Here is a 26,328-nt window from a genome sequence, read left to right as displayed (position 1 = left end):
TCTCTATTTTAACTTGTGGACTAACTCTTAGAGCCTAGTCACTTGTTTGATATTATTAATCTTTCTCAGTTTCGAACAGATACTCTTAATATCATCTGCGTCGTGAACAAAGAGTTGTAGTTTCCCTTCAAAGATCCCGTCGTTAGTATCAATGGCCAGATTTCGGATATTGACATTGAGTTGACGAGAAATAACTTGCGTCACTTCGTTGAGCAACCCGATGCTATCGATACCTTTGATATAAATATAAACCGGGAAAGAGAGCTCTTTATGTGTGTCCCATTCGACTGCCAGAATCCGATTGCCATAACTGCTTTTTAGCTTGGCTGCGACAGAACATTGTCGTTTGTGGATAATGATCTGATTATTCTCATTGATATATCCTAAAACGTCATCTCCGGGTATCGGATGACAACAATCGGCTAAGAAATAGAGCTTTTCTATGTTGTCTTTGGTGAGTTTTATAATATCTTTAGGATTGATAGCCAACGATTCTTTAGAGCCAACCTTCTTCTTATATTCCTCCTCTTTATTCCCGCTGTTGCCAAACGAGAAGGTCAGATATTTTTTCCAATTGCTTGGCTGTTTATTCTTTAATTCGTTACGGTCGGCATCTCCCAATACGATCGTCTTGTTTCCTATAGCAACAAAAAAATCATCCTCATTTTCTATATTATGAATTTTTTGTAATTTCTTAATGGTTGCCGGTGTGGAGTGCATTTCTTCACTTTCGAAGAACTCAGAAAGCCATTTCTCTCCTTGTTTCTGATTGGCTTTGCGCTCTTTGCGTAAGATGGTCGTTATCTTTGAACGAGCTCTTGCTGTAGTTGCGAAGGCTTCCCACTCAGGCTGAACCCGTTGAGATTTTGAGGTTAAGATTTCGACTTGGTCTCCACTCTGAAGTTTGTGACTGAGCGGAACCAGCTTGTGATTCACTTTGGCCCCAATGCAATGGCTTCCGATATCTGTATGCAAAGAGAAGGCAAAGTCTAACGCCGTACAATTCTGAGGCATCGTTTTTAGTTCACCTTTGGGGGTGAACACGAAAATTTCCGAAGCGAAAAGATTTAGCTTTATGGTATCTAAAAAGTCAATGGCGTCCGGTTGCGGGTCATCGAGTATCTCTTTAATGGTCTTTAGCCACTTCTCTAATTCACCTTCATCTTCACTGCCTCCTCCTTCTTTGTATTTCCAATGAGCGGCAAATCCTTGTTCGGCGACATCGTTCATCCGTTCACTACGAATCTGCACCTCGATCCATTGTCCGTTGGTGCCCATCAGTGTGACGTGAAGAGCTTGATAACCATTTGCTTTGGGATGGCTGACCCAATCACGTAAACGATCGGGGTGAGGCTTATATATTTTAGAAATAGAGACGTAGATGTCAAAGCAGTCGTTTAACTCTTCTTCTAAATTATGTGGTTCGAAAATGATTCTAACTGCAAGTAAATCGTAAATCTCTTCAAATGGGACATGTTTGGTCTGCATCTTATTCCAGATGGAATAGTGAGATTTTATGCGAGCCAGAATCTTGTATTTAAGTCCCATTCTGTCCAGTTGACTACGAATAGGGGTGGTAAAATCTTTAAAGACTTTGTCTCGTTCCGAAGCCGTAGCACTGAGCTTCTCCTCAATCTCGACATATTCTTCAGGATGTTCGTATTTGAAGCTAAGGTTCTCTAACTCCGTTTTGATTTTGTAAAGCCCTAAACGATTGGCCAATGGAGCATAGATGTAAAGTGTTTCACCCGCAATCTTATATTGTTTGTTAGGCAACATAGAACCTAGCGTACGCATGTTGTGCAGGCGGTCGGCCATCTTGATTAGAATGACACGGATATCATTCGACATGGTGAGGAGTAACTTCTTGAAGTTTTCAGCTTGCGCAGACGCTCTGTCTCCAAAAATTCCTCCTGAGATCTTGGTTAGCCCATCAACAATCTGTGCAATTTTGGGGCCAAATAGATTTTCAATATCTTCTACCGTATAATCTGTATCCTCAACAACATCGTGTAGCAATGCCGCGCAAATAGAAGTCGAACCTAGTCCAATCTCATTGCAAACAATTTTAGCAACCGCAATCGGGTGTAAGATGTAAGGTTCGCCAGAGCGTCGCTTGATACCTTTATGCGCTTGATTGGCAAAATTAAATGCCTTGGTTATGATTTCTACTCTTTTACGATGTTTGGTGGCCAAATAATCATTCATCAGTTCTTCGAACATCTGATTGATCATTTCATTTTCGGCTATATCTTTTTGATTAAGGTTATCCATATTTATGTTCCTTACTTGCTAATTCTTGCAAAAATAATCAAATTAATGAATCGTACAAGTAAAGGGTCCTATTTGTGTATCTTCAAACGTTTCCCGGCAGCGATTTGCGTATTATGCAAGCCATTCCACTTTTGTAGATCTTTCACTCTTACACCATATTTCCTTGCAATGGTCGATAGCGTCTCGCCATTTCTAATTTTATGATAAGTTGTGCCACTACTTGATCTAGAACTTGATTTTCGACTGTAGCTATTATTTGAAACAGCCACAACCCGTCGTTTCGATAGAAGTTCATCGGAGCGGTGATCGTATATGGTATCTTTCAAATCGATAAAGGTACTGATCGCATTTTGTGGAAGACGTAAGGTGTAAGGCTTAATATGCCCGGGGATGACCTGTTGCTTGTATTGTGGATTTAAGCTCTTAATCTCTTCTAGGGGAACTTTGCACAAGTCGGCTATTTGTTCGAAGTGTAAGTCTTTAGTGATCTGTATGGTGTCGGTACTGATTGGAATATTAGTTTCCATCGGACAGATGTTATGATCACAGTAATAAGTCATTAGATAGTTGGCTGCAATGAAGCCCGGAACATATCCGCGAGTTTCCTTTGGTAAGTAGTTGTAGATTTTCCAATAATCTTTCTCACCTCCAGCCCGTCTGATCGCTTTATTGATGGTGCCCGGTCCGCAGTTATAAGCTGCAATTACCAAGTTCCAATCGCCGTAGATGTTATACATCTCTTTCAAATAACGTGCGGCAGCCCAAGTGGCTTTAATTGGATCGCGGCGTTCGTCAACCAAGCTATTCGATTCCAAACCATAGATTTTTCCTGTGCCAATCATAAACTGCCATAATCCTGAGGCGCCTGCTCTTGATACGGCCGATGGATTTAATGCGGATTCGATGATCGGAAGATATTTTAACTCAAGAGGTAACCCATAAGCATCTAATGCTTCTTCAAAGATGGGCATGTAGAAGTTACATGCACTGAGCATGAAAGCCACTTGGTTGCGTAGGCGACAAGCATAGAGGTCGATAAACTTACGTACCACCTCATTGTAAGGCATTTCCATAATGGAAGGTATGCGACTTAGGCGGCTGATGTAGATCGAATCGCTAAATGTCGGATTGATCTCTGCGGTACTGCAATCTTTGCCTAAATCAATATAATTTTTGGCCTTCCAATCGTTTAGTAAACTGTCGATCGGATAGGTCATACTTTTGGGTAAGTCGATACTTTCTTTGCGTTCTTTGCCGTTTTCGTGTATGATCACGTCGACACTCTGTGCCTTTAGTTGCGTGTTTGCGGTTAAGACTAGTAAAAACAATAAGCCTTTATTGATAAATTTTCTCATGTATACTTAGTTCTATCTTTTTAGTGGTTAAAATTTTAAAACACATTGCACCCCAACAGCTTTCTGATTGGAGTGAAATTGGTTATTGATTACAGTTGGCTCTACGCGCATACTTAAATCGGGAGAAATGTCGAAATCCGATAATTCAGCATCGACATACGCATCGATAATCGAGATGACATAAACCCCTATGAATGCAAAGATACTCAAGTCGCGATAACGGCGAAAGGAATCTTTGCGATTCTTAATGAGCTGAGTCATCTGTTCTTTGTTATAGGTTGTATTGGGAGGGAAAATATCCTCAAAACTATTGGTGTTGTCATTCTTATCTGTGATATCCCGATAAGCTTGAGAATAATCCTTGTACATCTTGTTATTCCAACTTAAAGCATAAGCACACCCGGCAAAACCACCATAGATAATCGGCAACTTCCAATATTTTCTGTTGTAGATTTGTCCTCCTCCCGGAAAAGCAATAGCCAACCAAGTCGCTTTTGTTGAGTTGGGGATAAAGATCTTTTTGGAGATTTTAGGTTCTGCGGAAAGGCTGTCGACCTTGTTCGTTAGATCTATCGGTCGGCTAATGATCTCTATATTTTCACGATTCACTTTTTCTAAACTATCGGTAAGTATGTCTTTGCCAATAGTTAAGGTGTCGTTCTGAGACGCAGGCTTGATGATTGGCACAGAGTCCTTGGGAAGCTTTGTGGTTGGTACCGTTTCCCGATGTCTTCTAGCTCTCGCTTTTGGAGCTTCTCGTTTGGTGATAATGCTATCTTTTGAAAGAGAGGTCGTGATGTTCTGTGCAGATGCACCGAAATTAGCGAACTGGAAGCAGCACGTTATAAAAGCTACCACAAGTAGCCTATATCTATAGTTTTGTTTCGTCATTTACTTCTTTAGAGTATCGAATATTTCCATAATGCGTTCCAAATCCTCTTCATTATTGAAAGGAATACTGATCTTTCCTTTTCCCTTTTCTGAACAGGTGAACTGTATTTTGGTATTAAAGAACGTTGATAGATGTTGCTTTAGTATGTTGAACTCTTCGGGAAGTTTCCCATTCTTAGGCGTGATTTTATGGTTTCCACTCTTTATGGATTCGCCTTCGCCGAGTGATTTAGCAATTTCTTCGACTTTGCGTACCGAATAGTTGTGTTTGAGCGTCTCTTCTAGCACTTTGACTTGCAATTTAGGATCGCCTAAAGTGATGAGTGCGCGAGCATGTCCCATATCGATCAGTTTGTTGCGAAGCGCCATTTGGATGGGAGCCGGCAATTTTAGCAGACGGAGATAGTTGGCAATTGTCGTTCGGTTCTTACCGATGCGTTCGCTCAATCGTTCTTGCGTCAGTTCATATTGATCGAGTAAGTGTTGATAAGCTAGAGCTATTTCTACAGCATTAAGGTCTTCTCGTTGGATATTCTCAATTAAAGCCATTTCCATCACATTCTCATCACTTGCTGTGCGGATATAAGCGGGAATGGTCTCTAATCCGGCTTTTAGAGAAGCCCGATAACGACGCTCGCCTGCAATAATCTGATAAGCCTCTTCGGAGAGTTGACGGAGGGTTATTGGTTGGATGATTCCTATTTCTGCGATAGAGTCTGATAACTCTTGAAGCGCCGTTTCATCAAATTCACGGCGTGGCTGATTAGGATTAACCGAAATTTTAGAGAGTTCTATTTCGTTAATAGAAGAAGAACCTTCGGTTTTCACTTCATCCATCGAAAGCAAAGCATCTAGGCCACGACCTAAAGCATTTCTTCTTTGTGTTGCCATATCTTCTTCGTTTTTTATTTATTGTTTTTATTAATCACTTCTTGTGCCAAAGCGAGGTAGTTTTTCGCTCCGGTTGAATCGGCATCGTATAAGATGGTTGGAATACCATAACTTGGTGCTTCGCTCAATTTAACGTTACGTTGAATAACCGTTTTAAATACGAGCTCTTGAAAATGGCGCTTGACCTCATCATAGATTTGGTTGGCTTGACGAAGCCGAGAATCGTACATGGTGAGTAAGAAACCTTCTATTTCTAACTTCGGATTCAGTTTAGATTTGATAATCTTAATGGTGTTGAGCAATTTGCTGATTCCTTCTAGTGCAAAATATTCCGCCTGTACGGGGATGATCACAGAATCTGCCGCAGTGAGGGCATTGATCGTAATTAATCCGAGTGAAGGGGAGCAGTCGACCAAGATATAATCGTACTCTTCTTTGAGAGGGGTTAATACGCTTTTTAGAATCTTTTCACGATTAGGCAAGTTGAGCATTTCTATCTCTGCACCAACGAGATTGATATGTGAGGAAATCACTTTAAGCGAATCAATTTCGGTATCGTGAATGGCATTTTGAACGTTAGCGCGATCGATGATGCACTCATAGATCGTACACTCGGACTGCTTAATATCTACTCCCAAACCGGAAGAAGCATTCGCTTGTGGGTCGGCATCAACAACAAGTACCTTTTTCTCAAGCGTGGCAAGAGAGGCTGCAAGGTTGATCGTTGTGGTGGTTTTACCTACACCGCCCTTTTGATTGGCTAAAGCAATAATTTTTCCCATATCATCTAATTTAACTGATGCGAAATAAGTGATAAATCCTTAGAGCACCTACAAAAAAAGATAAACTTTGGCTTTTCTGTTGATAAGTCATCTGTTTTGTTAATAACTGTATGTCCTCTAAAGGAATACTTATATGACATCAGCTTTGGGTCTTCTTTTTGAGAGGCAAATATACGGATTTATATCGTTTTTTCTTCTCATTGGCAGAACATTAAGATTTATAAACGCACAAGCCTGATGTTTTTTGTTTTGTTTGTAATCGATTGATGGTTTGCTATCTTATTGATTTTTATCAGACGCCAATAACTTTATATCTTCCTTCTCCTAGAGTTTTTTTTTGAGTTTTATCTGCCATCTGTCACAATCTAGAGGTTAAGGTGTTGATTATTAGAATCGATTTTGGGTTGCAGATAGGTGTTGCAGATGGGTGGCAGATGAATGATCTGTCACCTTGTGGACGTGCCTTTTTCGACGATCGACAGACTCTTTTGTGGACCGTTTTAGGGGTGGATTTTTATTTTTAAAGCAGAACTCTAAGTTTCGAAGCTTGCCATTTTAGTTCCCTCTTTTGGAAATTTTTTTTCATACGTTAAAACTTTTGTTTCGCTAGTTTGGAAATAAGTTTCCAACGTACGAAACGTAAAAAGCGATGTCGACTGACGGACTTTTATGCAGGGGCTGTTTGCGGAGTGCATTTGTACTGTTTCCCTGTTATCAGAGGGTTCCGACGTTTAGAATATCGATTCTATCGAAATCTATCCTTTTTAAAAGATATCCTGAGTTGGAATGCTGCTTTTCTGCTTTCTTTTTGCTATTTTTGTGGTAACGAATAAAAAAGGAAAGGATTTTTTTATGGAAAAGAACAAACCGTTGATCTTAATTTCGAACGATGACGGCTTCATGTCAAAAGGTATTAGTGAGTTGATTAAGTTTCTTCGTCCTTTGGGCGAATTGGTGGTTATGGCCCCTGACTCTCCGAGGTCGGGTAGTGGTTGTGCCTTAACAGTCACTCAGCCGGTACATTATCAGTTAGTGAGAAGAGATGTGGGATTGACCATTTATAAATGTTCGGGAACGCCTTCCGATTGCATTAAGTTGGCAAAATCGGTGGTCTTGGAACGAACTCCTGATTTGATTGTTGGAGGAATTAACCATGGTGATAATTCATCGGTTAATGTGCACTATTCCGGTACCATGGGTATTGTGATTGAGGGGTGCTTAAATGGAATACCATCAATTGGCTTTTCGCTGTGCGATCATGCTGCTGATGCTGACTTTACACCATCGGGAGCTTGGATTACAAAGATTGCAGCGATGGTTTTGGAGAAAGGGTTACCACCGTTGACTTGTTTGAACGTGAATTTCCCGAATGTTCCTGTGGTAAAAGGTGTCAAAGTTTGTACGCAAGCTAAAGGACGATGGGTGAAAGAGTGGGAGGCTTGTCCCCGTTTAACCAATCCGAACTATTTCTGGCTGACCGGAGAATTTCAAGAAGCGGACGCGACAGATGAAAAGAGTGATCATTGGGCTTTGGCCAATGGTTATGCCGCTATCACTCCAACAACGGTTGATGTGACGGCTTATGATTTTATTGAGGAATTGAGTGAGTCTTGTCGTCAGCTTGAAGGGTGAACTTTAGAATAGAAGACGGCTTTTTGTATTATAGAATAGAACAGGTATGAAATACTATTTAGTCGCCGGTGAGGCATCGGGTGATTTGCACGCTTCTCATTTGATGGCGGCCTTGAAGGTGGAAGATCCTTCTGCTGAATTTCGTTTTTTCGGAGGTGATTTGATGAAAGCGGTAGGAGGCACGTTGGTGAAACATTATAAGGAGATGGCTTATATGGGCTTTATCCCGGTATTGCTTCATCTGCGTACCGTATTTGCCAATATGAAAGCTTGTCGCAAGGATATCTTGTCTTGGCAGCCGGATGTGCTGATTCTGATTGATTATCCGGGGTTTAATTTAAAAATAGCCCAATTTATCCATGCTCAGACGACTATTCCGGTACATTACTATATCGCTCCGAAGATTTGGGCGTGGAAGGAATATCGCATTAAGAACATTAAGCGAGATGTCGATGTCCTACTCTCTATTCTTCCATTCGAAGTGGACTTCTTTGAAGGTAAGCACGCTTATCCGATTCATTATGTGGGAAACCCGACAGTGGATGAGATTGATCTGTTTCAGTCGACTCACGCTCCTCAGCCGGAGGAGTTTCGTGCGGATTGCGCTTTGGATGGTCGCCCGATTATCGCTTTGCTCGCTGGGAGCCGTAAGCAGGAAATCAAGGATAATTTGCCGATTATGATTGCGGCGGCGAGCACGTTTAATGATCATCAGTTGGTGTTGGCCGGTGCACCGGGTATTTCGGCGGAGTACTATCGGAAATACCTTGGAGGAGCTGAGGTGAAAGTGGTTTTTGGTGAGACTTATCGTTTGTTGCAGCATGCACATGCAGCATTGGTGACTTCTGGTACGGCAACACTCGAGACAGCTTTGTTTCGTGTGCCTCAGGTGGTGTGTTACTATACACCGATGGGGAAACTTTTTGCCTTTTTAAAGAAACAATTCTTAAAAGTAAACTATGTCTCGTTGGTCAACTTAGTGGCCGGACGTGAGGTAGTGAAGGAGTTAGTTGCTGATAAAATGACGACATCGAATGTGCGTCGCGAATTAGGGGTGTTGTTAGAGAACGGTACTAATCGTAAAGCACAATTGGATGGGTATGAAGAGGTTCTTGATCGTTTAGGTCGCCCGGGAGCTCCGAAGCGTGCAGCGAAAGTGATGATCTCTGCTTTGAAAAAATAACTTCTTTTTCTAAATAAATGTAAAGCCGGTGCAGTAGATGCCCGGCTTTGTTATTTTGTAGATAGAAACTAAAAAGAAAAAGAATATGAAAAAGATGAATTGGTTTTTATGGACTCTCCTTTTGTTGATAGCGCCTACGTTACAATCGTGTGATGATGATGAGGGCTATTCTATAGGTGATTTTAGTTGGGATTGGGCAACGGTACGCACGGTTGGTAGTGGAAGTTATTTCTTAGAAGGTGATCGATGGGGAACGATATGGCCTGCTGCAACGGCGATTCCAAATTTCAAGCCGGTCGATGGTGAGCGGATCGTGGCTTATTTTAATCCTTTGTATGATGATTTTCAAGGGTATGACGTGGCTGTGAAGATGGAACATGTTCGTCCGGTGCTAACAAAAACTGTGGAGACCTTGACAGCAGAGAATGAGGCTGAATATGGAAATGACCCGATTGTGATCTACCAAGGAGATATGTGGCTAGGAGGTCATTATTTGAATTTGGTGTTCCAACAACAGATTCCCATGGAGAAGAAGCATCGTATTAGCTTAGTGGAGAACAGTACCGATACTTATGAGGAAGACGGTTATGTGCATTTAGAGTTACGTTATAATACGTATGATGATAAAACATCCTATTGGCAGTTGTCTCCGGTTTCCTTCAATTTATTACCTTTTTATCCTAGTGAGTCTGAAAACGCTGTGTTGAAAGGGTTTAAGATTAAGATAAATTCGAAAACGAATGGCGAACGGGTGTTGGTACTTGACTTGAATCAGCCGGTAGCCAGACCTGAGAATGCTAATAATATATCTGCAGAGAGTCATCTGAAGTAAAATATTACAGATTTATTTAGGGTCAAAACAATTGATAGATTGTCTGAAGAAGTAAAGCCATTTATGAGCACATGCTACATAAATGGCTTTATTGGTATACTTTAGATCGATGAATAGAATGTATCTATTTTCGAGTCTGTGTTGACTAATAGTCTGTCTTAATGATAGGTTTGCTCGACTTCCTATAGGTAAGTGAGCAAATAGAGGTAAACAACTGATGCCGGGATAGCCATTAAAGCACTATCAAAGCGGTCAAGCAGTCCTCCGTGTCCCGGTAGAATGGTTCCGGAATCTTTGATGTTTAATTGGCGTTTCAACAAAGATTCAGTTAAATCACCCCATGTTCCAAAGATAACGACTGTTAGCGCTAGTCCTCCCCATTCGAGCATAGACATGAATGGGAAATAGTACGCAAAAACGACTGATGCAGCTATCGCGAATACCCCGCCACCGATTGAACCTTCCCATGATTTCTTTGGAGAGATGCGTTCGAAGAGGCGATGCTTTCCGAAAAGTGTTCCCACACAATACGCACCACTGTCGCTCAGCCAAAGGAATACGAATACGGATAATGGTAAGATCGGGTTATAGCTGATTGTGGTATCAGATGCCGTATGAAAAGCTAAGACGTTTAGCATAGCGAAGGGAAGAGCAATGTATAGCTGACTGAACATGGAGAAGGCCCAGTTCAGAATTGGCTTTTCTTTTTTTAGATAGAGTTCACTAATGAATAGATAGAGGATGAGAAGGACGTAAGGAATGAAAACTTGCGTACCGGCAATATCTATGCAAAAACTCATGATGGCTAGAAAAAGATAAGCTCCTCCTAACATCGGAATCGTTCTGTTGAGGCTGACTCCTTCAATGCGATTGACTAATTGTCCGAACTCATAAATTGTCAATGCGCTAATGATCGTAAAAAGTGTACCGAAGCTTATCGGATCATATAAGATCGATCCGATAAGTATAGCTACGAAGAGTAGCCCAGTTATGGTGCGTAATAAAAAATTGCTTTTCAAAATAGTCGTTTTTATGTTGTTAATTGCTAGTTTGCTCTTCTGCAGCTTGCTCTTCTGTAGCTGCTACCTCAGGAAGATCTTTGTTTTCCTCAGGTGTTGAGCTCGCTTTACTTCCTTTTCCCGCCATAATTTCTTCTGAACGAGAAGTCCAAGGACGTTTGCCGAAGATGCGTTCTACGTCTTCTGCAAAGATCACTTCCTTGTCGATCAATAGTTGTGCGAGTTCGTTGTGTCCTTCTTTATGTTCTTGAAGAATTTTCTTAGCTCGTTCATATTGTTCGTTGACCAGAGTTTTAACTTCTTCGTCAATTAGTTCTGCTGTTTTTTCACTATATGGCTTATTGAAGGCGTATTCCTCATTGCTGTAATAACATAGATTAGGCAATTTCTTGCTCATACCTAAATAGGCTGTCATGCCGTAAGCTTGTTTGGTTACGCGTTCTAAGTCGTTCATGGCTCCGGTAGAGATGCGATCAATAAAGACGTCTTCTGCTGCTCGTCCACCTAAAGTTGCACACATCTCGTCCAACATTTGTTCTTTGGTCGTGATCTGACGTTCTTCGGGTAGGTACCATGCAGCACCTAAGGCGCGACCTCTTGGAACAATGGTGACTTTGATCAATGGATTAGCATGCTCTAATAGCCAAGAGATGGTGGCATGTCCTGCTTCATGATAGGCAATTGCTCTACGTTCTGCTTCGGTTGTGATTTTGGTCTTCTTTTCTAGTCCACCAATGATACGATCGACAGCATCAAGGAAGTCTTGTTTATCAACGAACTTCTTGCCGTGACGTGCTGCAATTAAAGCGGCTTCGTTACAAACATTTGCAATATCGGCTCCCGAGAAACCCGGAGTTTGTCTAGAGAGTAAGTCTACATCGACATCTTTACTGATCTTGATTGGGCGCAAGTGTACGCCGAATACTTCTTTACGTTCGTTTAAGTCGGGCAGATCGACATGGATCTGGCGATCGAAACGTCCTGCACGTAGAAGCGCTTTGTCGAGGACATCCACACGATTGGTTGCGGCCAAAATGATTACCCCGCTGTTCGAACCAAAACCATCCATCTCTGTGAGAAGTTGGTTGAGGGTGTTTTCGCGCTCATCATTTCCACCCATTGCCGGATTTTTTCCACGGGCACGGCCCACAGCATCAATCTCGTCAATGAATACGATACATGGTGCTTTTTCTTTGGCTTGTTTAAACAAGTCGCGTACACGTGATGCACCAACGCCGACAAACATTTCAACAAAGTCGGATCCTGATAAAGAGAAGAAAGGAACATTGGCTTCTCCGGCTACTGCTTTGGCAAGTAGGGTTTTACCGGTTCCCGGAGGGCCTACTAAAAGAGCACCCTTTGGAATCTTTCCTCCCAGTTCGGTGTATTTTTGTGGTTGCTTTAAGAACTCGACGATTTCTTCAACCTCTTGTTTAGCTTCAGCTTGTCCGGCTACATCTTTGAAGGTGATTTTTACACCATTGCCTTTCTCAAAGAGTTGGGCTTTAGACTTACCGACATTAAAGACGTTACCGGCTCCACCTCCGGAACCTCCGCTCATCTTTCGCATGAAGAAGATCCATAGAAAGATAAGGAGTAAGAAAGGGATGGCTTGTATCAGTATAGAAGGGAACAGATCGGATTTTGCGGGATAGTCCACATTTCCATCAAAGTGCCCTAAGGTCTTTTCTGTTTGCAAAAATTCTTCAAGCTTATCGGTCGACGGTGCACGGCTAGTGACCATCGGATTGCGTCCAATACGACTTGCATCGGCTCCAAAAATAACGCTAAGTGCTGTTGGCTTTACATAAGCTTCTATCGATTTATCTTCATACCCTAGCACTTTGCTGATATAGCCGTTGCTAACATAACGTTGAAATTCGCTATAAGTAACTTCTTTGCTACCAACAGAGTTTGAAGTACTACTCCAATAGAGTCCGAAAAGCATTAAGAAGATAATCATATACAACCAATTCAAATTGAATTTTGGCATATTTATCTTATTATTGTTTCTATTATTTCTGTCATTCATGTTCATCTTAATCTAAATCAGGTATTATAGTTAGTTTGGCATCTGCCCATAGGTGCTCCAAATTATAAAACTCTCTTACTCCCGGAAGAAAAACGTGTACGAATACATCCGAATAATCCATTGCTACCCATTCTGCGTTGCGAAGACCATCAATGTTTACGGCTTTCTGATTAGCCCCTCGACGTGTGAATTCTTTAACTGAATCAACGATTGCAGCGACTTGGCTTGGACTATTTCCTTGACAAATAATTAAGTAGTTGCAAATGGTGTCGTCTATTTGTGTTAAATCGGCTATAACGATATTCTTTCCTTTTTTTTCTTGTATTCCTTCTGTGATCTGTTGAATTAAGTTTTTTGTATCGTTCATCTATCTTCTTTAATTAAATTACTCGTGTTGATTACTAACAAAAAAGTCTTTTCTTTTGTTTTTTGTAAAGACTTGAACGCAAATATACAGTGATTTATTGGATACAAGAAAGTTATGCGTTTATTTTTGTGTTTTTTAGTGTTGTTGCGGGTCTCTCATATTCCTTCTTATCTTCTGTTTGTAGAAAAAATAATTCGGTTTTTTGTTTTTTGTTTTTGTTTTTTTTTTATCTTTGCACTCGCAAAAACAAGGTAATTGGGCTATGGTGTAACGGTAACACTACAGATTCTGGTCCTGTCATTTCTGGTTCGAATCCAGATAGCCCAACAGATAGAAAAGATGCAAATATCATTTGCATCTTTTTTTTATAAGTACGGTTTATATACAAAAAAGGGCTTACAATATCATTGCAAGCCCTTTTTGTATATAAACTGAGGTTTATTGTTCTGATTTGATGGATTCATCAATGGCCTTAATCTTTTGTTGAATAAGGTCTAGATCTGCTTTAAGCTTTTCAACTTTTCTGTTTAATTCATTCATCAAACTACTACCTTTCTTAGATGTTGAGGTCAAGAATCCTAGATTGTTATCGTAGGTTTGTAACTCATTTTTAATATTGTCATGAATGCGCATCAACTTTTCACGCTCTCTATAGATCGATTGTGCGCCGTTTGCTTGCATGTTGTTTAAGCTTTGACGAAAATCTGTTAGCTTCTTATTAGAGAGGCTAATATTGAAACGTTCGAAAAGTTGGTCGATTAATGAATGGTACTGTTTGTATAGTTTGTCTTTTTCCTTGAAAGGAACATGGCCTACGCTATTCCATTCTTTCATTAATTGGCGTACGAGTTGATCGGCTAGATTGGTGTCTGTCGATTCTTCTATTGCACTCAGTTGGGCAATAATTGCCTTTTTCTTTTCTAGGTTCTCAGTCTCAACGACACGTTGTGAAGACGTTGCTTTATTCTTCTGTTCGAAAAAATGGTCACAAGCAGAGATAAATCTTTTCCATACTGCATCAGAATGCTTTTTGGCAACAGGACCAACTTCTTTCCATTCTTTCTGCAAAGTAATTAGGAGTTCTGCAGTTGCTTTCCAATCCGTACTATCCTTTAAACTCTCGGCTTTCTCACACAACGCTTTCTTCTTGTCAAGATTAGCACTCATCTCTTCTTTAATAACCTTAAAGAATTCGGTTTTCTTTTTGAAGAATTCATCGCATGCTTTGCGGAAACGTTCGAATATTTTCACATTCATCTTTTTGGGTGCAAAACCAATCGATTTCCATTTGTTCTGTAAAGCGATCACTTCTTCTGTTTTGTTTTCCCAAGCCGAGAATGATTTTAAAGTCTCAAATTCAATAGATTCTACGATTTCACAGATGACCGTTTTCTGATCTAAATTGAACTGCTCAGATTTCTTTAGATTTTCAAAATGCTCTTGATGGCGACGGTTGACAATGGTTGAGGCTGCTTTGAATCGATTCCAAATGTCATCTCGTAGCTCTTTCGCTACAGGGCCTGTTTCGCGAAATTCTTGGTGTAGTTTTTGAAGCTGATGAAAAGCCGAAACAATATCTTCTTCTTCTTCCGAGAGTTTTTCGGCAGCTTCACACAAATGTGTTTTTAATTCCAGATTCTTTTTGAAATCGTATTCGCGGAACTCATTATTTAATTTTAGAATGTCGTAGAACTTTTCTACATATAATTGGTAGCTTTTCCAAAGCTCATTCATCTTAGCTTGTGGGATGAGTTTAATCTCGCTCCATTGCATTTGTAGTTTTTTGAACTCTGTATACAATTTATTTGGATCTTCATTAGACTCAACAAGTTCTTTGAGCTCTTCAATAATTGATAATTTTATTTGAAGATTCTCTTCTTTTTGGTGCTCAAGTTCTGCGGCAATGTTGCCTCTCTTTTCCTTAATGGCTCCCATTACTTGTTTAAATTCTTCTTCCAGAGCGTCTGCACTAGGGTGAAAATCTTTGGACTCTCCACCATCTTCTATAAACTGCTTTTTTAAAGCGTCTAATTCGCTATTGTGTAGTTTGTAAAATTGTTGTTTCAAGCTTTCAAGCTCTTGCTTGTTAGCTAGATCAGTATTTTTAGCTAGCTCTTTTAACCGATTTAGAAGTTCTGATTTTGTCGTTATTTTTGACGATAAGTCTGTGTTTTCCACAGTCGATTGATTTTCAACAGGGGTTTCTGTTGTTACTTCAGAAGCATCTGTTGTTTCCTTTCTGTCTTCTAACTCTTCAGGGTTCTGAAGAACATTAGTGTCATGAGCGTCCATCATTGTATATTAGTTTTGGGTCACAAATTAATGAAATAAAACGATTACTTCATACTTTTTTGCTTGTTTTTTTTTATTTACTTACTTTTATGATAATAGGACAGTGATTCCCATATAGAGCATCATTCCTATAATATCGTTAGTGATTGAGATGAAGGGGCCCGTTGCAATAGCCGGATCTATCTTTAGTTTTTCGAGTGTCATCGGAACTAAAGTACCAAAAATAGAAGCGAACATGACCACAGCGAATAAACTGATCGATACGGAGTAGGTAACAGTTGCGGTTGCTCCAAATCGAATAAAATTATACGTATAAACGAGTAGAGAAATGATTGTGGCGTTGATCAGAGCTACAATAGACTCTTTAGTGATTTGCTTAAACGTGTTCTTGGTGTCAAGCGAACTATTAGCTAATCCTTGTACGATAATTGCCGAAGATTGTGTTCCTACATTTCCTCCGGTACCTCCAATCAATGGAATATAAAGTGCCATCTCCGGATGCATGGCGAAAGTTGTGTCAAAGTTACCCAAGATCATCGAGTTACCAATGCCACCGATCATTCCTATCAACAACCATGGTAATCGTGCTGTCGTTTGACGGAAGACGTTGTCGTCAGTCTCTACGTCTTGCGAAAGACCTGAAGCTAACTGGTAATCGCGTTCCGATTGTTCACGAACTTCATCCATCACATCATCAACTGTGATCTGGCCAACTAACCGTCCGATGCTGTCGACGACCGGAACAGCAACTAAGTCGTATTTTTCAATGATTTGCACCACCTCTTCAGTTGGTGTATCTACGTGTACAGCTATTGGGTCTTTTTGCATGACATGCTTGACTTTCGAAACCGAAGGGGATGTAATCATCTTTTTTAGTGGGAAAACACCCCGAAGTCGCTCATCGTCGTCAATGACGTAAACATAATAAATCTCATCAAGTTCTTCGGCTTGTTGGCGCATCTCTTTGAGACATTCCGGCATACTCCAATTCTCATTAACCAGTACCATTTCAGTACCCATTAATCCACCGGCAGTATTTTCGTCATATTTTAGGAGGTCGACAATGTCTCCGGCTTGTTCGATGTCCTCAATGTGCGAAAGGATTTCTTCCTGCTTTTCCTCGTCTAGCTCACGCATCAATTCAACCGCATCGTCGGTATCCATGTAATCGACGAAACGTTTGGCGATTGTTTCAGATGGGAGAAGTTCTAGAAATTCTTTACGAACGTCCTCATCCATCTCGACAAGAACGTCTGCGGCCGTCTCATTATCGAGCAAGCGATAGATGAATCGAGCGTCTTCTGTGCTGAGCTCATTGCACAGCTCGGCTATATCTGCCGGATGGAGATCTGCTATTTGCTCCTTTACTTGGTCGGCATCTTTCTGCTCAATCAGAAGTCTTACGTTTTCAATATATTCCTCTTCCATCTTAATCCTTGTTTTGAGCGTTCCACATCTACAGTCTGAAATTATGCGATAGGCGGCGTTGACATTTCTTTTAACGCCTTCTGAACATCATTTGTTAGCTTGATAAAATCTTCAACCGACAATTGTTCGGGACGTTTATTAAATAATTCGTCGTTTGTCAGCGGACATTCTTTACCTAAAATGGGTTTTATCGAGTTGCGTAACGTTTTTCGACGTTGATTGAATGTTGTTTTGACGACTTGCTTGAATAGTTTCTCGTCACATCCTAATTCTTGTTTTTCATTGCGTGTCATTCGGATGACTGCACTTTTAACTTTAGGGGGCGGGTTGAATACATGTTCGCTAACTGTAAGCAAGTATTCCACATTATACCAAGCTTGAATGAGAATACTAAGAATGCCATACGATTTATTTCCGGGTTTGGACGCAATGCGCTCTGCTACTTCCTTTTGTATCATCCCGGTACAGCAAGGTATAAGGTCTTTATATTCAAGCATCTTGAAGAAGATTTGGCTTGAAATATTATAAGGATAATTTCCGGTTAGAACAAATGCTCCTCCATCGAACAACTTATCTAAATGCATTTTGAGGAAATCGTCTTCAATGATGTCATTTTCCAGTTGGGGATAGTTGGTTCGTAGATAGGCCACAGATTCAAAGTCGACTTCTACAACTTTCAATGGTCGCTCTTTGGTAATGAGGAACTGGGTTAGTACACCCATTCCGGGGCCAACCTCTAAAACAGGCAAATTGGGGACAAGATCAACGGTGTCGGCAATAGCTTTGGCGACTTTTAAATCTTTAAGAAAATGTTGCCCTAGAAACTTTTTGGGTTTTACTAATTTCATTTATCAACTAAATAACTACTTTTGCAAGTGACAAAGGTAATTCTTTTATATGAAGAATTAGGGATTAAGAATGAAGAAACTACTAAAAAAGACTCTCAAACTGGTTTTACCTATTATTTTGGGAGCATTTGTTTTGTATTGGGTCTATCGAGATTTTGATTTCTCGAGAGCACTTTCTGTGTTACAACACGAGACTCAATGGGGGTGGATGCTTTTTTCGCTCATTTTTGGCGTGTCGGCTCAACTTTTTCGAGGTTGGCGTTGGAGGCAAACATTAGAACCTTTGGATGCTTATCCCCCTAAAAAAGATTGTGTCAATGCTATTTTTTTGTCGTATGCTGCTAGTTTAGTTATTCCTAGACTTGGGGAGGTCAGCCGCTGTGGAGCGTTGGCTAAACATGATGGGGTCTCTTTTTCTCAATCGCTGGGCACGGTGGTAACAGAACGTATTATTGATACTTTAACCATATTGTTGATTGCAGGGATTACTATCCTTTTGCAAATGCCTGTTTTCCTTTCTTTTATTAATCAGACCGGTACGAAAATTCCATCTTTTGTTTATTTGTTGACTTCTGTATGGTTTTATGTTATTCTTTTTTGTCTGATTGGGGTTGCTGTCTTGTTCTATTTTTTATCGAAAACGCTTTCCTTTTATGAAAGAGTTAAAGGTGTGGTTTTAAATGTCTGGGCAGGAGTAATTTCTCTGAAACGGGTTCGTAATGTTCCTTTGTTTATAGTGTATACTTTATTAATTTGGCTTTCTTATTTTTTGCACTTTTATTTTACATTTTATTGTTTTGAATTTACTTCTGATCTTGGTTTAATGGCTGCTTTAGTGATGTTCGTTGGTGGAACATTTGCAGTCATCGTTCCTACACCTAATGGGGCAGGACCATGGCATTTTGCTGTAATTTCAATGATGATGCTTTACGGTGTAAATGCAACTGATGCCGGAATATTTGCTTTAATTGTACATGGAATTCAAACCTTTTTAGTAGCTTTGTTGGGTATATATGGGTTAATATCTTTTTCGTTAAGCCATAAAAAACAATTCTAATCATTTATAAATCTATTTTGTTATGAGTACAATTCTTTCTTTGGCACCACAGAATGTGTGGAAGCATTTTCATTCACTAACTCAAATTCCACGTCCGTCTGGACACATGGAAAAGATTACTGATTTTTTGATTAATTTTGGTAAGGGGCTTGGATTGGAGTCTTTCGTTGATAATGCAGGGAATGTTATTATTCGTAAGCCGGCTACTCCCGGTATGGAAAATCGTAAAGGTGTGATTCTTCAAGCTCACATGGATATGGTGCCTCAAAAGAATAATGATACGGTTCACGACTTTGTAAATGATCCGATTGAAACTTATATTGATGGCGATTGGGTGAAGGCTAAAGGTACAACACTTGGAGCTGACAATGGTATAGGTGTGGCTGCTATGATGGCTGTACTCGAAGCAACTGATTTAAAACACGGTCCTCTTGAAGCGTTGATCACCAAAGATGAAGAAACCGGTATGTTTGGTGCTTTTGGTTTAAAGGCAGATACGTTGAAAGGTGAAATTTTGTTGAATCTTGACTCTGAAGATGAAGGAGAACTTTATATCGGTTGCGCCGGTGGTATGGATGTTACAGCCACTCTTGAATATAAGGAGGTTGCTCCGGAGAAAGATGACATTGCTTTGCAGGTGACATTGAAAGGTTTACGTGGTGGACATTCCGGTATGGAAATTAACACCGGACGTGCGAATGCAAATAAGTTGATTGTCCGTTTCTTGCGTGAAGTGGTTGCTTCTTATGAGGCAAGATTAGCGAGCTGGGTCGGTGGTAACATGCGTAATGCTATTCCACGTGAAGCTCATGCTGTGATCACCATTCCGGCAGAAAATGAAGCTGAGGTCTTGGAACTCGTACAATATTGTGAGAACTTGTTTAATGAGGAATTCTCTGCTATTGAAACTCCGATTGCTTTTAAAGCTGAGCGCGTTGAACTTCCTAAGGGACAAGTGCCGGAAGAAATCCAAGATAACTTTATTGATGCGGTCTTTGCTTGTCAGAATGGAGTGATGCGTATGATACCAACTATTCCTGATACTGTAGAGACTTCGTCTAATTTAGCTATTGTAGAGATTGGTGAGGGAAAAGCTAGTGTTAAGATTTTAGCTCGTAGCTCTAGTGATAGCATGAAAGAGTGCTTGACAACTAGTTTGGAATCTTGTTTCTCAATGGCTGGAATGAAAGTTGAAATGACCGGAGGCTATTCGGGTTGGCAACCAAATATTAATTCACCAATTCTACACGCTATGAAAGCTTCCTATAAAGCGCAGTTCGGTACTGAACCTGCTGTAAAGGTTATCCATGCCGGTTTGGAATGTGGTATTATTGGAGCTATTGTTCCTGGGCTTGATATGATTTCGTTTGGTCCAACTTTGCGTTCACCTCATTCTCCTGATGAAAGAGCATATATTCCAACTATTCAGAAGTTCTATGATTTCTTGGTGGCTACATTGGAACAAACCCCTGTTAAAGAATGATATAAATAGATTTTTTGAGAATAAACCATAATAAAATCACCTTTGTTACTACTCTTGTTGTAACGAAGGTGATTTTTTCTTTTGTATAAAAGGGTTATTATACGTTCTTTAAAAAAAACACGCTTGCTATATGTGTTATAACAAGCGTGAATGAGTTAGCTTGAGACGATTAAACAGTCTTTTTGTTTATAGACTATTGTCTAACTACACCGGAAACTATTTCTCCATCAGCCGCCAGATTTTTGTCTTTCTCAAATAGAGGAGCATATTTGCCTTCAGGTAAATCTTTGAGCACATAATTGTTGCACATTCTTGCAGCAATAACTTTATCAGTAAGAGCGGTGTTAATTGCGGATGCAACTAAACTAACTAAACTTCCAAGTCCTCCTGAACTGCTCTGTACACTGAGATCGAGCGTTAGGCTTCCTTTCTTGTGGAAAAGAGTCTCATTGGTAGTTGTTGATTTCAGATCATACTCTATCTTAACGGTAATTTGATTGGCTAAGGTTGATTTGCTCCATTCTTCTATGGTTGTGAATAAAACAGCATCAGCTCCAAAGACTTCCTTGAAAGCAGATAAATTACCTTCGACAAACATTTCGCTGTCGTAAGCACTTTCGTTTTTAAGAAACTCCATGGCTATAAATGGAGAAATAACATAATAGCCTTTTTCGGCCAAAGGCATAGCCATTGAGGTATAAAAGTATTCTTTGGCTTCAACATTAACTGTCTTGTTGATCGGTGGCATGATGAGAATGCTTGTCGGATGGTTTTCGTATAACTTGGCATAACTCGTACCTCTAGTCTGTTTAGACGTTTGAGTTGTACCGCACGAACTAATAAGTATTACTAATGAGAATAAAGTAAAAACGATCTTTTTCATTCTGAGAATTGTTTAATAAGGCGGTCTATAAATGGGGTCGATTCGGGATATAGTTCTTTTTCTTTTGTAATGTAGGTTAAACCTTCATCGCGTTTGCCATTTTTCATCAAGAAAAACCCATACTCAGCATAAATCCCCGGAGCAATTCTTGAATTTTGATTTTCCGCTTTGGTTATGATTCGTTGATACGTTTTCATTAAAGCCTCTTCCGACTCAGGTGTTTGCTTCTTATAATAATTATAAGAAGTTGTTGTATACTTGTCCCATGAATAGAGATTCTTTTGTGTGGAACAAGAACTTAGCAAAAGAATAAAACCACTTAACAAAAAGATTTTTTTCATGGTAAAGCAATCTTTTTAGTTTCTTGTGTGGATAAAAATAATTCTCGTTCGTAAAGCGTCTGACCTCTATAGGTTATTTTAATATGATGCTTTCCTGTAGAAATGGCATAAGTGTTTCCTTTAATGGTATATTTCTTTTCTTTAACCACCTTAGCATTGAAAACCAGGCCACGGTCGACTGTTACCTCTATTTGATCAGAGTACTTTTGATTAGAAACAAAGTATAAATAGGCTTGATCGGACAATCCTTGAGTGCTTGCTACATTTCCGACTTTACATCCTGATAATAAGAATGAGAATAGTGCAAAGCATGAATATATTAATAGTTTGTTTTTCATTTTTTGATCTCCTCTATATAATAATTTTGTATATTCTTAGAATCTATAGACCCTTCTTTAAACGTAACAATAGAATATTCGGCTTCGGGTATATCGCCTCCGGTCGTTACAACTTCTACTTGGCCAACTGTTTTTCCAGGTAGTTCGATATTGATGCCGGTTTGTGGGTTCTTTACCGTTTTTCCTCTCATTTTTACTGTAAAAACATCACCAACCTCAATGCCTTGACTCGGTCCACCTGATATAATGGTGGCATCTGCGTCAGAACTTAAGAAATAGGCTTTCCAAGGTTTATCGGTACATTTATTGATTATGTTTTCGACAAGTTTAGAGATTGCCGCTGAGATGGCTTTATCGCTAAGTGTCGCATCGAAATCAGCTCTTCCTCCAAATCCTAAAGTTGTTTTTGTTTTAAGTTCCGAAGTACCTTTGGCTTCATCAGAATAAATAATTAGTCCGGTGGAAACGTCCACCAATCGGATGCTAACAGCTGCTTCTACGATTTGTGTTTTCGCACTAGAGAAGAGTTTGACATCTCCAACATTTTTACGACCGTATTCGGTGATTGATCCGATGATTAAATAGTCGGCTCCGACTTTTTGAAGGGTTGAATTGTTTTCTCTCATCTCTTTAGCTAACTGATCCATATCATTTCTTTCAAGTAATAAGAATTTACCTGATGCAGCTAGGCGGGTTGAAAGGATGTCTAAAGCTTGTTTCCCCATAGGATCATTTTCCTTGTCATAGAATAATCCTTTAGCATATTTGGTCTCGTTAGAGAAACGGCCGATAGCGACTTTCCGTTTGAGGATCTTACCGGTTTCGGTAGAGGCGGATTTTTCTTGTTCGATATCAACGACTTTGCGCTGAGCGGATAAGTCGATTGATAAACATAGAATTGAGATTAAAATAATAAATTTTTTCATATTTACATCATAAAGGTTTGTTGAAATAAATACAAATTTAGCTTTTAATTTTTATGAAAGAATGATTTTAGTGTTAAAAAAACCTTGATTTTCGTCTGTAGGAAATGGTTTTGACAGAATTGTTTAGATCATATCGTTTGGATAGACTTAACTATATGCAAATGACGTGCGTATTAAAAGTATTTTTAATATGCTGAATTTATATTTCCATGGCTAATGTTTTTCCTTTTTGGAGTTTTGGGCTAAGAGATTATATTTGAAGAATGAGAAATCCATTGAAATGGAATGCAATTCTTTGATTTATCTTAATAAACCTTTCAAGACACTCCATCTTTAATTGAAAAGAGCTACATTTGTACATCAAACTTAATATTCTCTTTTTATGAAACGATTTTTCTCATTCATCTATATATGCTGTTTTTTTGCTTTAACTTTATTGGCTCAGCCGCGTTTGTCTTCTAATAAAGAAACTCATAAGTTCGGACAAATCGAATGGAAACACCCTGTAAAGGTTGAGTATGTGATTACTAATACAGGTAATCAGCCTTTAGTGTTAAGCAATGTGACCACCTCTTGTGCCTGTACGGTAGCCGATTGGACTAAAACGCCTATTGCGCCAGGAGAAAAAGGAACAGTTAGTGCTATATTCGATGCTGAGGCTTTAGGACATTTTGAAAAAAGCATAGGGATTTATAGCAATGCCGCTCCTTATTTGGCCTATTTAAAGTTCACTGGAGAAGTGGTTCGCGAAGTTAAGGATTTTAGTAAAACCCATCCATATCAGATTGGTAAGATTAAGATGGATCTTAATGAACTTGCTTTTCCTGATGTCTATAGAGGAGATAAACCTCAACTAAAACTGAGCTTAGTCAATTTATCGGATAAACCTTATGAGCCGGTGTTGATGCACTTGCCTTATTATCTAAAGATAGAGAAAGATCCTGCGGTTATTTTGAAGGGTAAAAAGGGAACAGTAACTCTGACACTTGATACTGAACAGTTACCGGATTTGGGACTTACCCATGCTTCTGTTTATCTTTCTCGTTTCTCAGGGGATAAGGTTGGCGAAGAAAATGAGATTCCGCTCTCTGTTGTGCTTTTGCCACGATCGTCTAGTTTGACAGAGAGTGAGCGAGCTAAAGCTCCGGTGATTCAATTGTCGGAAACCGATCTTGATTTTAGTGAAGAATTAACTAAAAATAAAAAAGTCTCGCATAAAATTGAGATTGTTAATACCGGAAAATCAGCATTAAAGATAACCAAACTACAAGTCTTTAATTCATCTGTTGGAGTGCGTTTGAAGAAAACGTTGCTCTTGCCTGGACAGTCGACTAAACTACAAATTACGATCAGTCCACAACAGACGATCAATAAAAAACGTCGGCTTCGGATCTTGATGATTACTAACGATCCGGTGCGACCGAAAGTTGAAATTAATATTAAACGTTAACAGTACATATAAAGCTATGGAACATCCTGAAAATAATGAGAAATATAAGGGATTGGTAGTGAATAAAGGCATTGATCAACCTTCATCGGTTAATCCTTATTTGAAGCGTAAACCCAGAAAACGCCTACTATCTGTGGACGAGTACGTTGATGGCATTGTAAAAGGGAATGTCACCATATTGAGTCAAGCCGTTACTTTAGTTGAAAGTGTAAATCCTGATCATCAAAAGATTGCTCAGGAAGTCATCGAAAAATGTTTGCCACATTCCGGCCAATCGGTTCGCATCGGAATTAGTGGCGTTCCGGGAGCCGGAAAAAGTACCTCCATTGATGTCTTTGGTTTGCATGTCCTTGAAAAAGGAGGAAAGCTGGCTGTATTGGCTATTGACCCGAGTAGTGAACGGAGCAAAGGTAGCATTCTTGGTGATAAAACACGTATGGAACAGTTGTCTGTCCATCCGAAATCATTCATTCGTCCTAGTCCTTCGGCTGGTTCTCTAGGCGGAGTCGCGCGGAAAACGCGTGAAACAATTATTCTTTGTGAAGCTGCCGGATTTGATAAGATTTTCGTAGAGACCGTTGGAGTGGGACAGAGCGAAACAGCTGTTCATTCTATGGTCGATTTCTTCCTACTCATCCAATTGGCAGGAACAGGCGATGAATTACAAGGAATTAAGAGAGGAATTATGGAGATGGCAGATGGCATTATCATCAATAAAGCCGACGGAAATAATATCGATAAGGCCAAATTGGCAGCAACGCAGTTTCGTAACGCTCTGCATTTATTCCCTGCGCCTGATTCAGGATGGACGCCCAAAGTTTTGACGTATTCTGGTTTCTATAACATTGGGGTTAAGGAAGTTTGGGATATGGTTTACGAGTATATTGACTTTGTAAGAGGCAACGGTTATTTTGATTTCCGACGTAACGAACAAAGTAAATATTGGATGTACGAGAGTATTAATGAGCAATTACGTGATAGTTTCTATCATAATTCGGCTGTTGCAACAATGCTTGAAGAAAAAGAGCAGCAAGTCCTTAATGGTAGTTTGACTTCGTTCGTTGCCGCTAAAAAAATGTTGGATGTTTATTTTGCTGAACTACAGAGAAAATAACTTTCCTTTAAAGTCTATAAAAGCACCCTTTTAATTTCTGTCATGAAATTGAAAGGGTGCTTTGGTTAAGATACGAGACAAGTTACTTATGACTTCAATGTTTGATTTTCAACTTTGCATCTTTAGAACTAACTTGTTCTTATCATTAGGCTGGGTAGGGTTTGTTTTAATTGAATGTTATTTACTCTCTTTCAGAGTACGCCAAACAATAGCGGATAGCGCAGCTCCAACAAATGGGGCAACAATAAATAGCCAAAGTTGTGCGAGTGCCTGGCCACCTTCAAATAGAGCGGGAGCAATACTGCGAGCAGGATTAACGGAAGTGCCGGTTATTGGTATGCAGACAATATGGATGAGAACGAGTGTCAGACCAATTGCTAATCCGGCAAATTGTTTTGCACCTTTTTCTTTATCGGTTGTTCCTAAAACGACTAAAACAAAAATAAAAGTAAATACCGTTTCTGCAATAAAGGCTTGTAGAACATTACTTTCTGCGAACCCATTCGCTCCAGTCATGGTTGGTCCTGCATGGCTACCTGTAGTTACAAGCTCGTAAATAATTGCAGAGCCAATGATGGCTCCAACGGTTTGATAAAACATATACATCATGGCTTCCTTAGTTTTCATCCCTCCGGAAAGGTAAACTCCCAGTGTGATAGCTGGATTGATGTGGCAACCAGAGATATTTCCAATAGTATAAGCCATAGCAATAACGGCTAAACCAAATGCGAGCGCTACACCTAGGGTTCCGACTCCACTACCGACGGTGCCGGCTATGCTTCCTGCAAAAACAGCACTTCCACATCCCATAAGGACGAGCACCATTGTTCCTATAGCTTCTGCTAAGTACTTTTTCATAGATTAAAATTTTTAATTTATAATTAATGTATAGATTTGCCTTACAGTATTT

Annotated in this window: 23 protein-coding genes and 1 tRNA gene; 8 read left to right on the top strand and 16 right to left on the bottom strand. The window is 39.8% G+C overall.

The features are described 5' to 3' along the window. Nucleotides 1-27: 27 nt before the first annotated feature. The 5 genes from AC4PG5_RS08365 to AC4PG5_RS08345 all read right to left on the bottom strand — a co-directional run bounded on the left by AC4PG5_RS08365 (nucleotide 28) and on the right by AC4PG5_RS08345 (nucleotide 6,193). On the bottom strand, nucleotides 28-2,274 hold the full coding sequence (locus tag AC4PG5_RS08365; RefSeq protein ID WP_492028484.1) for a RelA/SpoT family protein: 2,247 nt from the start codon (nucleotides 2,272-2,274) through the stop codon (nucleotides 28-30). 68 nt (nucleotides 2,275-2,342) lie between these two features. Then, entirely contained in the window at nucleotides 2,343-3,629 is a 1,287-nt protein-coding gene (locus AC4PG5_RS08360) for a lytic transglycosylase domain-containing protein (protein ID WP_492028483.1), read from the bottom strand. A 27-nt stretch (nucleotides 3,630-3,656) separates the two neighbouring features. Next, the gene (locus AC4PG5_RS08355) at nucleotides 3,657-4,520 is read right to left on the bottom strand and encodes a DUF5683 domain-containing protein (protein ID WP_492028482.1); all 864 of its coding nucleotides are present in this window, start codon (nucleotides 4,518-4,520) and stop codon (nucleotides 3,657-3,659) included. Then, the gene (locus AC4PG5_RS08350; protein ID WP_492028481.1) at nucleotides 4,521-5,411 is read right to left on the bottom strand and encodes a ParB/RepB/Spo0J family partition protein; all 891 of its coding nucleotides are present in this window, start codon (nucleotides 5,409-5,411) and stop codon (nucleotides 4,521-4,523) included. 14 nt (nucleotides 5,412-5,425) lie between these two features. Continuing rightward, nucleotides 5,426-6,193 (bottom strand): ParA family protein, encoded by a 768-nt coding sequence (locus AC4PG5_RS08345; RefSeq protein ID WP_492028480.1) that lies wholly within the window; start codon nucleotides 6,191-6,193, stop codon nucleotides 5,426-5,428. 852 nt (nucleotides 6,194-7,045) lie between these two features. On the opposite strand from AC4PG5_RS08345, the gene surE reads away from it, so the two are divergent. The 3 genes from surE to AC4PG5_RS08330 all read left to right on the top strand — a co-directional run bounded on the left by surE (nucleotide 7,046) and on the right by AC4PG5_RS08330 (nucleotide 9,840). Further along, nucleotides 7,046-7,825, top strand: a complete 780-nt coding sequence (surE, locus tag AC4PG5_RS08340; protein ID WP_492028479.1) for a 5'/3'-nucleotidase SurE — start codon at nucleotides 7,046-7,048, stop codon at nucleotides 7,823-7,825. Between the two features lie 46 nt (nucleotides 7,826-7,871). Then, nucleotides 7,872-9,008: a lipid-A-disaccharide synthase gene (gene lpxB / locus AC4PG5_RS08335; protein WP_492028478.1), complete on the top strand. Its 1,137-nt coding sequence runs from the start codon at nucleotides 7,872-7,874 to the stop codon at nucleotides 9,006-9,008. 85 nt (nucleotides 9,009-9,093) lie between these two features. Next, complete coding sequence (locus AC4PG5_RS08330; protein ID WP_492028477.1) at nucleotides 9,094-9,840, top strand: NigD1/NigD2 family lipoprotein; 747 nt, start codon at nucleotides 9,094-9,096, stop codon at nucleotides 9,838-9,840. Between the two features lie 182 nt (nucleotides 9,841-10,022). On the opposite strand, the gene AC4PG5_RS08325 is transcribed toward AC4PG5_RS08330, so the two are convergent. From AC4PG5_RS08325 to rsfS, 3 genes are read right to left on the bottom strand one after another with little or no spacing between them, the layout of a single operon-like run. Further along, nucleotides 10,023-10,859 (bottom strand): phosphatidate cytidylyltransferase, encoded by an 837-nt coding sequence (locus tag AC4PG5_RS08325; RefSeq protein WP_492028476.1) that lies wholly within the window; start codon nucleotides 10,857-10,859, stop codon nucleotides 10,023-10,025. A gap of 19 nt (nucleotides 10,860-10,878) precedes the next feature. Beyond that, nucleotides 10,879-12,897: an ATP-dependent zinc metalloprotease FtsH gene (ftsH, locus tag AC4PG5_RS08320; protein ID WP_492028475.1), complete on the bottom strand. Its 2,019-nt coding sequence runs from the start codon at nucleotides 12,895-12,897 to the stop codon at nucleotides 10,879-10,881. Between the two features lies 1 nt (nucleotide 12,898). Next, nucleotides 12,899-13,258, bottom strand: a complete 360-nt coding sequence (gene rsfS / locus AC4PG5_RS08315; protein ID WP_492028474.1) for a ribosome silencing factor — start codon at nucleotides 13,256-13,258, stop codon at nucleotides 12,899-12,901. Between the two features lie 256 nt (nucleotides 13,259-13,514). Between rsfS and AC4PG5_RS08310 the strand changes: the two genes are divergently transcribed. Further along, a tRNA-Gln gene (locus AC4PG5_RS08310) sits at nucleotides 13,515-13,585 on the top strand. Between the two features lie 111 nt (nucleotides 13,586-13,696). Here the strand turns inward: AC4PG5_RS08310 and AC4PG5_RS08305 are convergent. From AC4PG5_RS08305 to rsmA, 3 genes are all read right to left on the bottom strand, one after another. After that, on the bottom strand, nucleotides 13,697-15,553 hold the full coding sequence (locus AC4PG5_RS08305; RefSeq protein WP_492028473.1) for a DUF349 domain-containing protein: 1,857 nt from the start codon (nucleotides 15,551-15,553) through the stop codon (nucleotides 13,697-13,699). A gap of 84 nt (nucleotides 15,554-15,637) precedes the next feature. Continuing rightward, nucleotides 15,638-16,978 (bottom strand): magnesium transporter, encoded by a 1,341-nt coding sequence (mgtE, locus tag AC4PG5_RS08300; protein ID WP_492028472.1) that lies wholly within the window; start codon nucleotides 16,976-16,978, stop codon nucleotides 15,638-15,640. A gap of 41 nt (nucleotides 16,979-17,019) precedes the next feature. Beyond that, a complete protein-coding gene (rsmA, locus tag AC4PG5_RS08295; protein ID WP_492028471.1) occupies nucleotides 17,020-17,826 on the bottom strand; it encodes a 16S rRNA (adenine(1518)-N(6)/adenine(1519)-N(6))-dimethyltransferase RsmA in 807 nt (268 codons plus the stop codon). A 70-nt stretch (nucleotides 17,827-17,896) separates the two neighbouring features. On the opposite strand from rsmA, the gene AC4PG5_RS08290 reads away from it, so the two are divergent. Together AC4PG5_RS08290 and AC4PG5_RS08285 are read left to right on the top strand one after the other, a co-directional pair. Next, nucleotides 17,897-18,883 (top strand): lysylphosphatidylglycerol synthase transmembrane domain-containing protein, encoded by a 987-nt coding sequence (locus tag AC4PG5_RS08290; RefSeq protein WP_492028470.1) that lies wholly within the window; start codon nucleotides 17,897-17,899, stop codon nucleotides 18,881-18,883. A 22-nt stretch (nucleotides 18,884-18,905) separates the two neighbouring features. Continuing rightward, complete coding sequence (locus tag AC4PG5_RS08285; protein ID WP_492028469.1) at nucleotides 18,906-20,366, top strand: aminoacyl-histidine dipeptidase; 1,461 nt, start codon at nucleotides 18,906-18,908, stop codon at nucleotides 20,364-20,366. Between the two features lie 193 nt (nucleotides 20,367-20,559). Here AC4PG5_RS08285 and AC4PG5_RS08280 read toward each other — a convergent pair whose 3' ends face one another. Genes AC4PG5_RS08280 through AC4PG5_RS08265 form a run of 4 tightly spaced genes read right to left on the bottom strand, consistent with a single transcriptional unit; the run spans nucleotide 20,560 to nucleotide 22,854 of the window. Continuing rightward, nucleotides 20,560-21,249 carry a GNA1162 family protein gene (locus tag AC4PG5_RS08280; protein ID WP_492028468.1) on the bottom strand — a complete coding sequence of 230 codons (690 nt, stop codon included), beginning with the start codon at nucleotides 21,247-21,249 and terminating at the stop codon, nucleotides 20,560-20,562. Continuing rightward, entirely contained in the window at nucleotides 21,246-21,590 is a 345-nt protein-coding gene (locus AC4PG5_RS08275) for a DUF4810 domain-containing protein (protein WP_492028467.1), read from the bottom strand. Before AC4PG5_RS08275 ends, AC4PG5_RS08280 begins: the two co-directional genes overlap by 4 nt. Continuing rightward, nucleotides 21,587-21,928, bottom strand: a complete 342-nt coding sequence (locus AC4PG5_RS08270; RefSeq protein ID WP_492028466.1) for a hypothetical protein — start codon at nucleotides 21,926-21,928, stop codon at nucleotides 21,587-21,589. The genes AC4PG5_RS08275 and AC4PG5_RS08270 overlap by 4 nt, the downstream gene beginning before the upstream one ends. Continuing rightward, the gene (locus tag AC4PG5_RS08265) at nucleotides 21,925-22,854 is read right to left on the bottom strand and encodes a CsgG/HfaB family protein (RefSeq protein WP_492028465.1); all 930 of its coding nucleotides are present in this window, start codon (nucleotides 22,852-22,854) and stop codon (nucleotides 21,925-21,927) included. Before AC4PG5_RS08265 ends, AC4PG5_RS08270 begins: the two co-directional genes overlap by 4 nt. A 382-nt stretch (nucleotides 22,855-23,236) precedes the next feature. Between AC4PG5_RS08265 and AC4PG5_RS08260 the strand changes: the two genes are divergently transcribed. Continuing rightward, nucleotides 23,237-24,304: a DUF1573 domain-containing protein gene (locus tag AC4PG5_RS08260; protein WP_492028464.1), complete on the top strand. Its 1,068-nt coding sequence runs from the start codon at nucleotides 23,237-23,239 to the stop codon at nucleotides 24,302-24,304. 16 nt (nucleotides 24,305-24,320) lie between these two features. Continuing rightward, nucleotides 24,321-25,418: a methylmalonyl Co-A mutase-associated GTPase MeaB gene (gene meaB / locus AC4PG5_RS08255; protein WP_492028463.1), complete on the top strand. Its 1,098-nt coding sequence runs from the start codon at nucleotides 24,321-24,323 to the stop codon at nucleotides 25,416-25,418. 177 nt (nucleotides 25,419-25,595) lie between these two features. Here the strand turns inward: meaB and AC4PG5_RS08250 are convergent, their stop codons facing one another. Further along, complete coding sequence (locus AC4PG5_RS08250) at nucleotides 25,596-26,276, bottom strand: MIP family channel protein (protein WP_492028462.1); 681 nt, start codon at nucleotides 26,274-26,276, stop codon at nucleotides 25,596-25,598. Nucleotides 26,277-26,328 lie beyond the last annotated feature (52 nt).

The sequence above is a fragment of the Bacteroides sp. QWL-09 genome (assembly GCF_058683585.1).
Note: the sequence above shows the minus strand (reverse complement) of the source record. Positions and strands in the feature narration are given on the sequence as shown.